At 68.2% G+C, this 14,664-nt stretch carries 11 protein-coding genes; 1 reads left to right on the top strand and 10 read right to left on the bottom strand.

Annotated features, from left to right (window positions below):
* Nucleotides 1–246 precede the first annotated feature (246 nt).
* The 6 genes from ROZ37_RS18885 to ROZ37_RS18860 all read right to left on the bottom strand — a co-directional run bounded on the left by ROZ37_RS18885 (nucleotide 247) and on the right by ROZ37_RS18860 (nucleotide 9,278).
* On the bottom strand, nucleotides 247–1,071 hold the full coding sequence (locus ROZ37_RS18885; protein ID WP_312661784.1) for a protein-glutamate O-methyltransferase CheR: 825 nt from the start codon (nucleotides 1,069–1,071) through the stop codon (nucleotides 247–249).
* Between the two features lie 9 nt (nucleotides 1,072–1,080).
* Nucleotides 1,081–4,701, bottom strand: a complete 3,621-nt coding sequence (locus ROZ37_RS18880) for a response regulator (protein WP_312661781.1) — start codon at nucleotides 4,699–4,701, stop codon at nucleotides 1,081–1,083.
* Nucleotides 4,695–6,644, bottom strand: coding sequence for an EAL domain-containing protein (locus ROZ37_RS18875; RefSeq protein ID WP_312661772.1), 1,950 nt, complete (start codon nucleotides 6,642–6,644; stop codon nucleotides 4,695–4,697). Before ROZ37_RS18875 ends, ROZ37_RS18880 begins: the two co-directional genes overlap by 7 nt.
* 169 nt (nucleotides 6,645–6,813) lie before the next feature.
* On the bottom strand, nucleotides 6,814–8,154 hold the full coding sequence (locus ROZ37_RS18870) for a GAF domain-containing protein (RefSeq protein WP_312661767.1): 1,341 nt from the start codon (nucleotides 8,152–8,154) through the stop codon (nucleotides 6,814–6,816).
* Nucleotides 8,151–8,648, bottom strand: a complete 498-nt coding sequence (locus ROZ37_RS18865; protein ID WP_312661758.1) for a hypothetical protein — start codon at nucleotides 8,646–8,648, stop codon at nucleotides 8,151–8,153. Before ROZ37_RS18865 ends, ROZ37_RS18870 begins: the two co-directional genes overlap by 4 nt.
* 129 nt (nucleotides 8,649–8,777) lie before the next feature.
* The gene (locus ROZ37_RS18860; RefSeq protein ID WP_312661753.1) at nucleotides 8,778–9,278 is read right to left on the bottom strand and encodes a flavin reductase family protein; all 501 of its coding nucleotides are present in this window, start codon (nucleotides 9,276–9,278) and stop codon (nucleotides 8,778–8,780) included.
* Between the two features lie 107 nt (nucleotides 9,279–9,385).
* Between ROZ37_RS18860 and mutY the strand changes: the two genes are divergently transcribed.
* Nucleotides 9,386–10,489 (top strand): A/G-specific adenine glycosylase, encoded by a 1,104-nt coding sequence (gene mutY, locus ROZ37_RS18855; protein WP_312661749.1) that lies wholly within the window; start codon nucleotides 9,386–9,388, stop codon nucleotides 10,487–10,489.
* Between the two features lie 81 nt (nucleotides 10,490–10,570).
* On the opposite strand, the gene ROZ37_RS18850 is transcribed toward mutY, so the two are convergent.
* The 4 genes from ROZ37_RS18850 to ROZ37_RS18835 all read right to left on the bottom strand — a co-directional run bounded on the left by ROZ37_RS18850 (nucleotide 10,571) and on the right by ROZ37_RS18835 (nucleotide 14,464).
* A complete protein-coding gene (locus tag ROZ37_RS18850; protein ID WP_312661745.1) occupies nucleotides 10,571–11,203 on the bottom strand; it encodes a flavin prenyltransferase UbiX in 633 nt (210 codons plus the stop codon).
* Nucleotides 11,204–11,213: 10 nt separating this feature from the next.
* Nucleotides 11,214–12,374, bottom strand: a complete 1,161-nt coding sequence (locus ROZ37_RS18845) for an ABC transporter substrate-binding protein (RefSeq protein ID WP_312661735.1) — start codon at nucleotides 12,372–12,374, stop codon at nucleotides 11,214–11,216.
* Between the two features lie 255 nt (nucleotides 12,375–12,629).
* A complete protein-coding gene (locus ROZ37_RS18840) occupies nucleotides 12,630–13,583 on the bottom strand; it encodes a branched-chain amino acid ABC transporter permease (protein ID WP_312661729.1) in 954 nt (317 codons plus the stop codon).
* A complete protein-coding gene (locus ROZ37_RS18835; protein WP_312661725.1) occupies nucleotides 13,580–14,464 on the bottom strand; it encodes a branched-chain amino acid ABC transporter permease in 885 nt (294 codons plus the stop codon). Before ROZ37_RS18835 ends, ROZ37_RS18840 begins: the two co-directional genes overlap by 4 nt.
* Between the last annotated feature and the right edge of the window lie 200 nt (nucleotides 14,465–14,664).

Here is a 14,664-nt window from a genome sequence, read left to right as displayed (position 1 = left end):
TGAACCGTCTCCTCCACCCTCCTCCTTTGGTGTGGATTTAAGCCCGGGTACGCAAGTCCCGGGCTTCTTCTTGTCCCGCGCATCCCTCTCCCGCCATCTTTGCCCTGCGCATCTTTGGCCGCGCATGGCCAGGGCGGGCGACAGGGCGGAATTCTGCGCGGCAGCCCGGAAAATGTCCGTCCGAGCCATCGGTGTTCAGCGACGACGTCTTTTTCGGGGCATCAGCCGCGACGGCGATTCCCCGTGTCAGCCGTACCGCTTCCGGTAAATCCGCATCTGTCCGCCGAGTTCTTCGTACCGCGGTTCGATGCTGCGCCGGTCGAGGGCTTCCTTGAGTCCGAGGCAGAGGAAGCCGCCGGCGGGCAGGCTGCTGTCGAACAACTGCAGGCAGCGCTCCTTGAGCGCCGGCTTGAAATAGATCATCACGTTCCGGCACAGGATCAGGTGCATTTCGCCGAAAACGCCGTCCGTCGCGAGGTTGTGCGGGGCGAAGATGATGTCCTTGCGCAGCGCCGGGTCGAGGATCGCGTATTCGTAGCGCGCGGTGTAGTAGTCGGCGAAGGACGCGGCGCCGCCGCTCAGCTGATAGTTGCGCGTGAACTGCTGCATCTCGGCGACGGGCAGGATGCCTTCGCGGGCCCGCTCGAGGATCGTCTCGTTGATGTCGGTCGCGTAGATCCGGTAGCGCCCCGCCATGCCCTCCTCGTTGAGGAGGATCGCCATCGAATAGGCTTCCTCCCCGGTCGCGCAGCCGGCGTGCCAGATCTTCACGAACGGGTAGGTCTTCAGGAAGGGGACGACCTGCTTCCGGATCATCCGGAAGAAGGCGGGGTCGCGGAACATTTCGGTGACGTTGATCGTGATGCCGCGCAGCAGCGAGTCGAACACGTCTCGGTCGCGCAGCAGGCGCGACTGCGCGAGCGAGAAGGTGTCGAACTCCGACTCGGCGAGCCAGTGCGTCAGTCGCCGCGTGATCGAGGCCTCGGCGTAATCGCGGAAGTCGTAGCCGTATACCTGCTCGATCCCTTCGAGCAGCAGCCGCATTTCGACTTCTTCGACATCGCGCTTCATCGACGCTCGTCAGGCACGCTGGTACATCCAGACCCGGATCAGCGAAAACAGCTTGTCGATGTCGATCGGTTTCGCGATGTAGTCGCTCGCGCCCGCGTCGATGCATTTTTCGTAATCGCCCTTCATCGCCTTCGCGGTCATCGCGATCACCGGGAGATTCGCGAAACGCGGGTTCTTGCGGATCTCGCGCATCGCGGTGTAGCCGTCGGTCTCGGGCATCATGATGTCCATCAGCACGATCGACACGTCGGGGTGCTCTTCGAGCCGGTCGAGCGCCTTGCGGCCGTTTTCCGCTTCGATCACGACCATGTTCTTCTCGCCCAGCACGCTCGACAGCGAGAAGAGATTGCGCATGTCGTCATCGACGAGGAGGACTTTCCGGCCTTCGAGCATCGCCTCCTTGTCGAGCGCCGCGCGGATCATGCGCTGCTTCTTCGCCGGCAGCTCGGTTTCGACCTGGTGCAGGAACAGCGTGACCTCGTTGAGCAGCCGCTCGGGACTCTTGGCGCCCTTGATGACGATGCTCTCCGCGTAGCGGCGCAGCCTGCGCTCGTCGTCCTCGCTGAGCTCACGGCCGGAATGGATGATGATCGGGACGCGCGCGTGGCGCTCGGCCGACTGGATGTGGTCGAGCAGGTCGAAGCCCGACATCCCGGGCAGACCGAGATCGAGCACGATGCAGTCGAAGGTTTCGGCGGACAGGCGATCGATCGCTTCGCCGCCCGATGCGGCGACGGTGATCTCCACGTCCTTGTCGTCGAGCAGCGCGACCAGGCTGTACGCTTCGTCCTGGTCGTCCTCGACGACGAGCAGCTTCTTGACCGATTTCTCGATCGAGCGCTCGATGGCTTCGAAGATCTCGTTCAACTGACCGGTATCGACGGGTTTCGTCACGAAGCCGATCGCCGCCATCTCCATCGCCTTCTGCCGCTCTTCGAGGCAGGTCAGGAAATGCACCGGAATATGCCGCGTGCGCGGATTGTCCTTGAGGCTGCGCATGACGTTCCAGCCGTCGATCCCGGGCAGCATGACGTCGAGGATGATCGCGCTGGGCAGTTCGCGCTCGGCCAGTTCGAGCCCTTTTTCGCCGTTTTCGGCGACGAGGACGTGGAAGTCGCGCTCGCGGATCATCTCCTGCAGGATCTTCGCGAAATCCGGATCGTCCTCGATGACGAGAATGCTGCGATCCGCGGATTTCGTCTGGGTGAGCTCTTCGAGCAGCGGCGAGCTGACCGGGAGCGGGCTGCGGGGAGGCGCCGGCGGCGGCGTCGCGACGGCTTGGGCCGGCAACGTGGACCGCACGGGGGCCGCGCCACGAACGACGGCCGACAGCGGCAGATACAACGTGAAGACGCTGCCCCGGCCTTGGGTGCTCGTCATCCGGATGTCGCCGCCCATTTTCCGGGCGAGTTCGAGCGATATCGAAAGACCCAGGCCGGTGCCGCCGTACTTGCGGCTGATCGAGCCGTCGGCCTGCTTGAACGCTTCGAAGATCGACTGCTGCTTGTCCTGCGAGATCCCGATGCCCGTGTCGCTGACGACGAACGCGACCGCCGGCACGCCGAGCGGGTTTTCCCGCGCGGACGGCGCGCCGACGCGCAGTCGGACTTCGCCGTGCTCGGTGAATTTCAGTGCGTTCGAAATCAGGTTCTTCAGGATCTGATGCACGCGCTGCGAGTCCGCATTGAATTCGCGCGGCGCCGCCGGGCCGGTTTCGATCGTGAAATCGAGCCCCTTCTGGTCCGCCTGCGGCTGGAACAGCGTGCGGATCGAATCGAACAGCGCGTCGACGCGAATCTCGCTGTGGTCGAATTCGATGCGCCCCGCCTCGATCTTCGCGAGGTCGAGGATGTCGTTGATCAGGTTCAGGAGATCCGCGCCGGCAGCGTGGATCGTCGACGCGAATTCGATCTGCTTTGCGGTCAGGTTCTCGTCCTTGTTCTGCATCAGCAGGCTGGACAGGATCATCAAGCTGTTCAGCGGCGTGCGCAGCTCGTGGGACATGTTCGCGAGGAACTCGGACTTGTAGGTGCTGACCCGTTCGAGCTCTTCGGCCTTGCGGCGCAGGTCTTCCGCGGCGATTTCGATCTCGCGGTTTTTCGCGCGGATGTTCTCGCGCTGCTGTTCCAGCATCTGCGCGCGCTCTTCGAGTTCTTCGTTGCTCTGCTGGAGTTCTTCCTGCTGCACGCGCAGTTCTTCGGCCTGCTGCTGGGTTTCTTCGAGCAGCTCGGCCATGCGCTCGCGCGACTGGGTGACGCTGAGCCCGATCGCGAGCGCTTCCTGCGCAAGCCCGAGAAACTCGAGCTGGAGGTCGGTGAAGTCCGCGAACGCGCCGATTTCGAGTGCGCCGATGAGGCGCGTGCCATGCAGCAGCGGCAGCGCGAGCACGACTTTCGGCACCGACTCGCCGAGCGCCGAACCGATCGGCAGGTAGTCGGGCGGCACGTTCGCGAGGCAGATCGCCTTGCGTTCGCGCGCCGCTTGCCCGATCAGTCCTTCGCCGAGGCGGAAGCGGTCGCCGAGATTCTTGCGCCGCGTGAACGCGTAGGTCGCGGTGAGTTGCAGTTCCTCGGCCCGCTCGTCGAGCAGGTACAGCGCGCCGACGCCGGCCGACAGATATTCGACGAGATAGGTGAGCGCCTTGTCGCCGAGCTCCGGGGCGGCCTGCTCGCCGCGCATCAGCGAGTTCAGCTCGTTCAATCCGCTCTTTACCCAGTCGGCGTTGCGTGAGGCCTGGCGTGCCTGACGCAGGAACGAGGTCATGTTGCGGAAGGAGGCGTCGAGATCGGACTGGACGACGCTGAGCTGCGCCGCGGCGCGCAGCAGAACGCCGGTCTCGTCGTCCGGCAGGTGTTCGAGGTCGACCTTCAGCGGCGCGGACACCGCCATTTCCTGGCTCAGATCGCCGCCGCCGATCGCCTCGACGACGCGGGCTTTCTCGGTGCTGCTTTCGATGACCCGCTTGACCTCGTCGGCCGCGTTACGCAGCGAGCGCCGCACGCTGTCGGTGACGAAAAAGGTCAGCGCGGTGCCACCGACGAGGATCAGCAGCAACGCGACTCCCGTGAGCTGGACCGCCGAAGCCGCTTCCGCCGCGGCCGCCTCTCCGACCGTCCGCACACGCTCGCCGGCAAATTTGGAAACGGCCTCCATCCGCTCCAGCACGGTCTCCACCAGCTTGTCGCCCTCGGTGCCGTACAGCGCGACCGCTTCGGCGCGGCGCCCGTTTTTCAGCAGCGCGATGGTCGTCGTGCGCGCTTCCCGCCAGTCGCTCAGCGCTTGCTCGATGCGGTCGATATCGACCGGACTGCCCGCATAGCGCTCCCGGATCAGCGCCAGTTTCGCGTTGTTGCTTTCGCGCTGCGCGTCGAGCTTCGTCCGGAAGCGCTCGACGTCCTCCGCGCCGGTGTAGTGGACGAGCGTGTTCATCACCTGCTGTGCGACGAGCACTTCGGTCATCGATTCGCGGATCGCGATCGACACCGTGAAGGGATGCTGGACCATGTCCTGGCTCGCGCCCGCGAGCCGATCGATGCTGCGCAGGCTCATCAATCCGAGCAGGAGCGTCGCCACCAGGATCAGCGAAAAACCGGCGACCAGCCGCGTGGAAATCCTCGTTCTACTCAGCATTGCTTCACTGTCCTCCGCGCCGGGCGATCCGCCCCGACGACCAGCTTCTGTTTTTCGTGGCGGGCCGATGCCCTGAGCCACTTGCCCGGCCGCGCGGCGCTCGCGCCGGCGGCCGTCCTGAATCTCTCGGCCAGCTCGTTCGCGGGTAGCGGCTTGCTGAAGAGGTAGCCCTGGTATTCGTCGCATCCGAGCGCGCGCAGCGTCTCGAGCTGAGCTTCGCCCTCGACCCCTTCGGCGATGACTTTCAGCCCGATCGCGTGGGCCATCTGCACGATCGCGGTGACGATCGCATGCGTGTCGCGGTCGAACGGCAGGTCGCGCACGAAGGACTGGTCGATCTTCAGAATGTGGATCGGCAGCGCCTTGAGCATCGCGAGCGACGAATAGCCGGTGCCGAAATCGTCGACAGCGATCGACACGCCGGTCTCGCCGATCTCGGCGAGCACCGTGGCCGCGCGGTCGACGTCGCGCATCAGCAAGGTCTCGGTGATCTCGAGTTCGAGATGCGCCGGCGACAGGTCGCACTCGTCGAGGAGGCGTCCGAGCGTGTCGGGCAGCGCGGAATACACCTGCGGCTCGGCGACGTTCACCGCGATCCGCACCGGTTCGCCGAGCCATCCCGCGTCGCGCCAGTCCCGCGCCTGGCGGCACGCGGCGCGCAGCGCCCATTCGCTCAGCGGGACGAGCATGCCCGCCTCCTCGGCGAGGCTCATGAAATGGTCGGCCGACAGCAGCCCGAGCTGCGGATGGCGCCAGCGCAGCAAGGCTTCGACGCCGGCGATCGTGCCGCGGGCGACGTCGACTTTCGGCTGGTAGTGCAGCTCGAACTCGTCGTTCTCGAGCGCGAGCTGCAGCTCCCGCTCGTGCCGGATGCGTTCGAGCAGGCGGCGGTTGAGCTCCTCGCGGTAGAACTGATGGCCGTTGCGGCCCTGGTGCTTGGCCTCGTACATCGCCAGATCGGCGTTCTTCATCAGCACGCTGGCGTTCGCGCCGTCCTCCGGGAAGACGCCGACGCCGACGCTCGCCGAGACCTTGACCGTGCTGCGCGCGAGCTGGAACGGGTTCGCCAGCGCGGTGCAGATCTTGGTCGCGACTTCGGCGACGTCCTCGAGGTCGTGCAGGTTCTCGAGCAGCACGACGAACTCGTCGCCCCCCAGCCGCGCGACACTATCCGACTCCCGCACCACCGCGCGCAGCCGCGCGGCGACCTGCTTCAACAGCTCGTCGCCCTTGTCGTGACCGAGCGAATCGTTGACGTACTTGAAGCGATCGAGATCGAGAAACAGCAGCGCGAGTCGGCCTTTCTGGCGCTCGGCCGTCGCAATCGCGTGCTCGAGGCGCTCGTTGAGCGAGCGGCGGTTGAAGAGCCCGGTCAGCGTGTCGCGGATCGCGAGTTCGTGCGCGCGTTGTTCCGCGGCGCGGCGCTCCGTGACCTCCGCCTGCAATGCGGCGTTGGCGCGCTCCAGGTCTTCGAGCCGCTGCACCTGCAGCTCACGGTTGAGTTCCGCGAGCGACGCGGCCTTGCGCTCCAGTTCGTGCCGCTTGCGGAACAGTTCGACGAAGACACTGACCTTCGCCTGCAGCACCTGCGGAACGAGCGGCGTGAACAGGTAATCCGCGGCGCCCGCCTCGTATCCCTTGATGCGGTCGAACTCGTCGGAGCGGTGCGCGGTCAGGAAGATGATCGGCGTCGCCGCCGAACGCGGGCGGCCGTGGATCAGCCGCGCGGTCTCGAAGCCGTCCAGGCCCGGCATGTTCACGTCGAGCAGGATCACCGCGAAGTCGCGCACGAGCAGCCGCCGCAACGCCTGTTCGCCGGAGTTCGCGGTCATGATCGTGAAGGCCTGCCGCTTGGCGGCGCCGTCCAGCAGCGCGCTCACCGCGCTCAGGCTGGCCTCGTTGTCATTGACGACGAGTACCGCCGGTTTCTCTCGGGGATCCATGAGGTCACGCCGAATAGGAGTTGTCGTGTGCGCGGTCTAGCGCATGCATTCGGGCGATTGTAAACGGAAATATCCTTCCTACGGTCGGATTGCCGATGCTCACGGGTTAGGCGCAGCCCAAACTGGGCAATTTCGCGCCGCAATGCCTTGCAACGCCTCGATTCGGGTGCTACCCGACGAGGTCGATCAGCGTCGGCGGACGGTGCGCCGTCAGCAGGAAATTGCCGCTGCCGATGCTCTCTAGCCGCAGGGCGGCGACACACTCGGAGAGGCGGCGGCGCAACACCAGCAGGCGCGCGTCGAGGTCGTCGCTGCCCTGGCCGTGAGGGATCCTCGGGTCGAGCCGCAACTCGCGAAGATTGAACGTGCTGCGGCCCGCGTCGACAAGATCGCGCATCATCGTCCAGAAGATCGCGCCGGCGACGCCCTTGATCAGATATTCGTCGTCGAGGAACACGCTGTCGTCGCCGCGGTGATGCCGCACGACGACCGGGGGGCCGGCGGGCCGCAGCGGTTCCGGCTCGGGCGATGCCCTGCCCTCGTCGGGGTCGCCCGCCTGCCGCAGCGCGAGCATCGCGGCGCCGAGCTGGCCGGCAAGCGCGACGAGCGCGTCCTCGTCGTCATAGCCGAAGCGCAGGTCTTGCGCGCTCTCCGCATACAGCACGCCGAGGAGCCGGGTGAAGGCACGAATCGGCACCGCGAGGCGGCTGCGCGGTTCCGGCAGGGCGGGCAGCGCAATGCGGGTTTCGAGTGCGTCAGCGCTGCCGGGCTGCGCAGAGCTGCGACTCGCGCCGGCGTGCGCATAGGCCGGGGCAAGGTAAGCGATGCGGATCGGCGTCGCTTCGCGCGCGGCGACCCCGATCGCGCCGTCGCCGACCGCGACTTCGGAGCCGACGCCCGAGCTTTCGTAACCGCGGCTGGCGACGGTGTAGAGCCGCGTGCCCGCAGCGTCGAGCAGCAGCACGCTGGTGTGGCGGAAGCCGAAGCGCGATTCGAGGCTCGCGAGCGCTTCGGTCAGCAGCGTGTCGAGTTCGCGGCAGAGCGCGAGCCGTGCGGAGGTCAAGCGCAGCGCTGCGAGCAGGCTCGGACGCGGCGCCGGCGGCGCGAGCGCCGGGCCGGGTACGCGCTCGATTTCGAGCACGCGGCAGACGTCCGAACCGAGCAGCCGGAAGACATCGCCCATCCCCGAGTGCGACGCGACGCCGGCGAGCTTCGCCTTCATCCGCTCGAACAGCGGCCCGCCCGTCTCGGTGCGCAGGTAGCGCAGCAGCAGCCGGTAGCGCTCGGCGGTGCGCGGATGCGTGACGATCAACCGCGCATGGGGGTTCTCGAGGATGTTGCGCCGCGTCGTATTGAAGAACTGGTACGACAGCGCGAGATGCCGGCCATCGACGTATTCGGCCTGCGACAGGAACGCGACGTTCGGCGCACCGTCGGCCGAGCACGTCGCCATCACGCCGGGCAGCGCCCCTTCGAGGCATTCGCGGATCGTGTCGAGCCGGACGTTCATCGCGGCCCCTCCGGCGCCCTGCGCGCGCCCGAGCCGGGAGTCTGCGGGAAAACGGCCGTCGGCGTGAATCGAATCGCGACGACTTCGCCGGTGCCGCTGCCGAGCAGCGCGCGCACGAATTCGCCGCCGAAACCGAGCGCGGCCAGTGCGGCGGTGAAGGCGCCGCGGTAGCGCTCGATGATCCGCGCGTCGCCGGCGACGAGGGACTCGACGCTCGCGTCGTGCCCCTTCAATTGCAGGGTACGGTGCGAGCCGGGCTGCCTGAAGACGACCGCGACGTTGCGGTTCGAGCGCAGGTCGTCGAGGAGCACGCGCGATTGTTCGGCGATGACGAAGACGCGCAGGTCCGGCCCGTCGCGGGACACGTCGCAACCGATTCCGCGTGTCAGGTTCGGTATATGGTCCGCACCGCACGAGGCGACGCTGATCGAAACGCCGCTCGTCAGGAAGTCCGCGTGCGCGGGGTCGCTCAGGCAGTCAAGATCGGCAGACATCGTGACGGACGCCAGGAGTTCGGGACGCGATCGTCCGGGGCGGACGAGGCCGGGTGCCGGCTCTCGTCCGGCACTCGAAACCAGTATAGTTCGTCCCGCCGCAGCCGCCCGGCGGAGACGGCCGGCGCATCAGCCGGCGGCGAGACGCCGATAGGCGCCGCTATGGAAGATCAGCGGCGCGCGCTCCTCGCGGTCGAAACGCACGACTTCGGACATGAAGACGAGGTGGTCGCCGCCCGCGTGCCGCACCGTGTTGCGGCACTCGAAACGCGCGCAGCAGCCGCGCAGCAGCGGCACGCCGTAGAGACCCTCGTCAATTTCGAGGCCGGCGAATTTCTCGTCGGAGCGGGTCGCGAAAAGTTGCGACAGGTGCTGCTGGTCTTCCGCCAGCACGTTCACCGCGTAGTATTCGCAGGCCTCGAACACCGCGAGGCTCTGCAGATGCCGCGAGAGGCTCCAGACGATCAGCGGCGGGTCGAGCGACACCGAGTTGAACGAGTTGACGGTCAGCCCGATCGCCTCGCCGCTCGGTGCGCGCGTCGTGATCACGGCGATGCCGGTCGCGAACATCCCGAGGGCGTCGCGGAACGCGCGGGTGAATTCCTGGTGGGTGACGGGCGGCTGTGACATGGGCAGAAAGAGCCGGGGGCATGCCCGGAAAATCTATGGAATCGCCGATTATCGCCGCGCGACCCGGAATCGGGCAACGCGGGCCATTACAGGGAACACGACACGCAATGAACGGGCGAAGCGATTTCGCGCAACGACTGATCGACTGGCATCGCGACCACGGCCGCCACGACCTCCCGTGGCAGCGCACGAACGACCCGTATCGCGTGTGGCTATCCGAGATCATGCTGCAACAGACGCAGGTCGACACCGTGATTCCGTACTACGCGCGCTTTCTCGCACGTTTCCCGGACATTGCGGCGCTCGCCGCGGCACCGCTCGACGACGTGCTCGCGCTGTGGAGCGGGCTCGGCTACTACGCCCGCGCGCGGAACCTGCACAAGGCTGCCCGCGCCGTCATCGACGACCACGGCGGATGCTTTCCGTCGCGCGCTGACGGGATCGCGGAACTGCCCGGCATCGGGCGCTCAACCGCGGCGGCGATCGCGGCGTTCTCGTTCGGCGAGCGCGCCGCGATCCTCGACGGCAACGTCAAGCGCGTGCTGTGCCGCGCGTTCGGCGTCGACGGCTTCCCGGGGGAGCGCACCGTCGAAACGCGGTTATGGGAACTCGCCGAGTCGTTGCTACCGGCGGCCGACGTCGGCACCTACATCCAGGCGCAGATGGACCTCGGCGCAACCGTCTGCACGCGCGGCCGCCCGGCGTGCGACCGCTGCCCGCTCGCCGAAAGCTGCGTCGCGCGCCGCGAGGACCGCGTCGCTTCCCTGCCGGCGGCACGTCCGCGCAAAGCCGTCCCCCAGCGGCACGTCCGCGTCGCGGTGATCCAGTCGGACGGACGGGTGCTGCTGGAACGACGTCCGCCCGCCGGAATCTGGGGCGGCCTGCTCGCGCTGCCCGAAATTCCCGAGTCCGAAACGGAGCCGGCGAGATGGCTGGAAGCGCGATTCGGCGTCGTCCTGCGCTCGAGCCTCGCGCTCCCGCCGCTGCACCACGCCTTCACGCACTTCCGCCTCGAAATCCTGCCGATCCGCTTCGAAGTCGGCGAAGGGCGGCTGGTCGCGGACGACACCCATCGGTGGCTCGCGCTCGCGGACCTCGATTCGGCCGGGCTCCCGACCCCGGTGCGGCGCATCCTCGACGGCTGTTTCGCCGCCGTGCGGCCTGGCGACCAAGCCGGCATCGAAGACAGCCGGGCGCCGCAGAGCCCTTAGACAGACCTGTCGGAGAGCCGCCACAGGGCTTCGACAGGCTCAGCCCGAACGGTCCCTGGTTGCCGCGTCGCGCTGCGGCGGCTATGCCCCTTGGGCGTCCTCCGCTTCACCCCACCTGCGCATCAGCCGGTGCGGCACGTCGATCTGGTCGAGCACGCGCGCGACGACGAAATCGACGAGATCGTCGACCGTCTGCGGATGGCCATAGAAGCCCGGGTTCGGCGGCAGGATCACGACGCCGAGGCGCGCGAGTTTCAGCATGTTCTCGAGATGGATCGCCGAAAACGGCGTCTCGCGCGGCACGAGCACGAGCTTGCGGCCTTCCTTGATCGCGACGTCGGCGGCGCGCTCGATCAGGTTCTGGCCGAGCCCGGCGGCGATCGCCGCGAGCGTCCCCATCGTGCACGGGCAGACGACCATCGCGTCGGCCGGGTTGGAGCCGGACGCGAGCGGCGCGAACCATTCCTCGCGCCCGAACACGCGCAGCTTGCCGGGCGCGGCGTTGAAGCGCGCCGACAGCGCCGTTTCGACCTCGGCCGGTCGCGACGGCAAATCGAGGCCCATTTCCTGCCGCGCGACGATCTGCGCGACCTGCGAGTACAGCAGCCAGACGGTGCAGCCGGCATCGAGCAGGCACTCGACGAGCCGCAGCCCGTAAGGCATTCCGGAAGCGCCGGTCAGCGCGATGGCGACGGTTTGGGGTGGTGTTCTCATTGGTCGGGCGTCACTCGAGGTAGTCGGTCAGGATCACCCAGCGCCCGTCGCGGATCTGCGCGATGCGCCCGCGGCGGTTGCCGAGGTGGTCGTCGCGGCTGAAACGGTACTCCGGGCCGCCGAAGAAGTCGCGGGCGGTGTGCAGCGACTCCACCGCGGCGACGAAGCGCTCGACGGTCAGGTCGGGGCCCGCCCGCTCGGCCGCCTGCACGAAGAGGTCCGCGACCTGATAGCCCATCACGCTCCAGACGTTGGGGGCGGCGCCGAAACGGCTCGTGTAGCGCGCGATCCAGTCCGCGAGCTGGCGATTCGCGCCGTCCGCATACGGATGCGGCAGCACCGTGACGCCGTACAGGCCTTCGACCGCGCGGCCGCCCAGTTCGTGCGTCTGCGCCGAATAGCCGGACGCGGTGACGAGCATGTCGACGTTCCAGCCGGTCCGGCGCGCCTCGCTCATCGCCGCGACGGTTTCGCGCACAACGGTCGCGAGCACGACGAAATCGCAGCCGCCCGCGCGCAGTCGCGCGATCTGGCTCGACAGGTCGGTCGCGCCGCGCTTGTAGCTCGTCTTCTCGACGAGGGGGCGCTTGAGCTTCGCGAGCGCCGCCTCGACGCCTTTCATCACTTCGAGCCCGTAGTCGTCGTCCTGGTACAGCAGGCAGGTGCGCCGGTAGCCCCCGCTTTGCACCATGTGGCGCGTCGCCGCGTCCATGTAGTCGCGGTATGGCGCGAACATCTGGAACTTCAGCAGATCGCGCGGCGCGTACGTCGATTCGTGCGGCGAGAACGGGAAGAGGTGCGGGCGGCCGGCGGCGACGATCGCCGGCATCGTCGCCATCACGACCGGCGTGCCGAGGTTCGCGAGGAACGCGAACACGCGGTCGCGCTGGATCAGCTTGCGGGCGGCGAGCACGCCCTTCTTCGGGTCGTAGCCAGAATCCTCGACGACAAGACGCAGCTTGCGCCCATGCACACCGCCGGCAGCGTTCGCATCTTCGAAGCGCATCAGCATCCCGTCGCGCACCGGCGCGCCGAGCAGCGCGATCGGCCCGGACAAGTCCTGGATGCTGCCGACGACGATTTCGCTGCGCGTCACGCCCGGAGTCTGCGCGAACGCAGTCCAGGCGGCGAAGACGCCGAACGCGGCGACAAGGCGACGGAGCAGTTTCATCGGCGGACGGAAAGCATGACGGGCCCGCATTATCCGCCATTCGCGCGCACGTCCGGAAAGGGCGACGGGCTCCGAACGACGGCCGCCGCCGCTATCCGCGACGACTTTGCCCCTGCGCTACGAGGGGCGGCAGGGGCTTGGACTGCCATTCCGGCTGCCGCAAACCCGTCGCATAACGCGTAGGCAAGACAGCGAGGTGCCGGGAACAAACCGGATGAAAGACGCAGCCTGCAGCAAGGCGGATTGCACGAAGCTTCAGCGCGCAAGCCCCTGAGGCCGCAGCAGGATCACTGCGACGATCGCCGCGCCGAACAGCAGCGTCTCGACGCCGCTCGCGCTCCCGGCGTCGCCCGGCAGCGCGTCGCGGGCGACCGCGATCGCCTGCGGCAGCGCGACGACGACGAGCGCGCCCCACAGCGCGCCGGACAGCCGCCGCGCGCCGCCGATGAACGCGAGCATCAGCAGCTCGAACGACAGCATCAGGCCGAACTGCTCCGGGCTGACGTAGCCGATCCAGTGCGCATGGAGCGCGCCGGCAAAACCCGACAGCGCGCCGCCGAGCACGAACGCGCTGCACTTCGCCGCCGCGATGTCGATGCCGCTCGCGGCCGCCGCGACCTCGTCCTCGCGCACCGCGCGCCACGCCCGCCCGAGCCGCGATGCGACCCAGCGCCTGCACGCGAAGCCGGCGAGCGCGAGCGCGCCGAAGCCGACCGCCGCCTGCGCGAACGCCGAGTGGGCCGCGACGGCGCCGAACGCGAGCGGCGGCACCGCGACGCCCGCGGCGCCGTGCGTCAGCGACTCCCAGCGCACCAGCGCTTCCTCGACGATCAGCGCGAACGCGAGCGTGCTCATCGCGAAATACAGGCCGCCGAGCCGCCGCGCCGGCAGGCTCGCGACCCAGCCGCCGGCGGCGCCGAGCGCGACCGCCGCGGGGATCGACAGCAGCGCCGGCATGCCGCGCAGCGCGAGCAGCGTCTCGGCGTACGCCCCGAGCGCGAGCAACGCGCCCTGGCCGAGCGACACCTGCCCGCACTGGCCGACGACCAAGACCACGCCGAGCCCGGCGATCGCGTACGTGAACACGAAGGCCGCCTGCGCGAGCGCGTATTCGACGCCGAGCGCCCAAGTCGCGACGCTCGCGACGACGGCGAACGCGAGCGTCGCGCGCAGCATCGGAGCGGCCGGCCCCGCGGCTACACGCGTCATCGGCCGGCCGCTCGCAGCCCCGCGGCGAAGCCGTCGGGAAACAACAGCAGCGCGATCATCAGCAGCACGTAAGGCACGACGTCCTTCACGCCTTCGGGCAGCAGCAGTCCGGCGAGCGCTTCGGCGACGCCGAGGAACAGCCCGCCCGCGAGCGCGCCCGGCAGGCTGGTGATACCGCCGAGCACCGCCGCCGGAAACGCCTTAAGCGCGACGAGGCCCATGTTCGGATGTATGAAAGTGACCGGCGCGAGCAGCAGCCCGGCGATCGCCGCGAGCCCCGCACCGAGCGCCCACGCGAGCGTATGCATCCCGGCGACGGACACGCCCATCAGCGCGGCGACCTGCGCGTTCTCGGAGCACGCGCGCAGCGCGACACCGGCCCGCGTACGGCGGAAGAACAGCGTCAGCAGCAGCGCGAGCACCGCCGTCGCAACGATCACGACGACATGCTCGGCGGCGACCACGACCTCGCCGATGCACCAGCTTTCCCCGGCGAACGGGAATGGCAGCCGGTACAACGAGTGCGTCGCGGCGGGTACCGTGGCGACGCCGCCGCGGATCATCAGGCCGAGACCGAACGTCAGCAGCAAGGCGGTCAGGTGCGGCTGCCCGATCGCGCGGCGCAACACGGTACGCTCGACCGCCGCGCCGAAGCCGACCATCGCGGCGACGCCACCCGGCACCGCCGCCGCGAGCGGCCAGTCGGCGCCGCGATGCAGCGCGAGCACCGCGAACGCGCCCAGCATCAACAGCTCGCCCTGCATGAAGCTGATCGTCCCGGTCGCCTTGTAGATCAGCACGAAGGACAGCGCGACCACGCCATAGACGCAGCCCACCGCGATGCCGCTGCTGAGTACCTGGACGAGCGCGAGGCCGGACATTCGATCGGGGCTGGATGAAGGGAAGGCGCCGGAAGCGGCGCCGGGCGAATGTATCACGCGGTCGCCGGGCGCCGGCCGACGAGGCGGGGGGTGGGAAGCCGTGCTTGCCTATTAACCCGGCAGCTAAATGCCGTTCGGGCTGAGCTTGTCGAAGCCCTGCCAACGCCCTTCGACAAGCTCAGGGCGAACGGTCGTATTAA

The organism is Aromatoleum sp. (genome assembly GCF_032027225.1).
Lineage (GTDB): Bacteria > Pseudomonadota > Gammaproteobacteria > Burkholderiales > Rhodocyclaceae > Aromatoleum.
Note: the sequence above shows the minus strand (reverse complement) of the source record. Positions and strands in the feature narration are given on the sequence as shown.

Excerpts from the sequence above, each read along its gene's own strand:
- ROZ37_RS18885 (WP_312661784.1), bottom strand. The coding sequence starts at position 1,071 with ATGAAGCGCGATGTCGAAGAAGTCGAAATGCGGCTGCTGCTCGAAGGG.
- ROZ37_RS18880 (WP_312661781.1), bottom strand. The coding sequence starts at position 4,701 with ATGCTGAGTAGAACGAGGATTTCCACGCGGCTGGTCGCCGGTTTTTCG.
- ROZ37_RS18875 (WP_312661772.1), bottom strand. The coding sequence starts at position 6,644 with ATGGATCCCCGAGAGAAACCGGCGGTACTCGTCGTCAATGACAACGAG.
- ROZ37_RS18870 (WP_312661767.1), bottom strand. The coding sequence starts at position 8,154 with ATGAACGTCCGGCTCGACACGATCCGCGAATGCCTCGAAGGGGCGCTG.
- ROZ37_RS18865 (WP_312661758.1), bottom strand. The coding sequence starts at position 8,648 with ATGTCTGCCGATCTTGACTGCCTGAGCGACCCCGCGCACGCGGACTTC.
- ROZ37_RS18860 (WP_312661753.1), bottom strand. The coding sequence starts at position 9,278 with ATGTCACAGCCGCCCGTCACCCACCAGGAATTCACCCGCGCGTTCCGC.
- mutY (WP_312661749.1), top strand. The coding sequence starts at position 9,386 with ATGAACGGGCGAAGCGATTTCGCGCAACGACTGATCGACTGGCATCGC.
- ROZ37_RS18850 (WP_312661745.1), bottom strand. The coding sequence starts at position 11,203 with ATGAGAACACCACCCCAAACCGTCGCCATCGCGCTGACCGGCGCTTCC.
- ROZ37_RS18845 (WP_312661735.1), bottom strand. The coding sequence starts at position 12,374 with ATGAAACTGCTCCGTCGCCTTGTCGCCGCGTTCGGCGTCTTCGCCGCC.
- ROZ37_RS18840 (WP_312661729.1), bottom strand. The coding sequence starts at position 13,583 with ATGACGCGTGTAGCCGCGGGGCCGGCCGCTCCGATGCTGCGCGCGACG.
- ROZ37_RS18835 (WP_312661725.1), bottom strand. The coding sequence starts at position 14,464 with ATGTCCGGCCTCGCGCTCGTCCAGGTACTCAGCAGCGGCATCGCGGTG.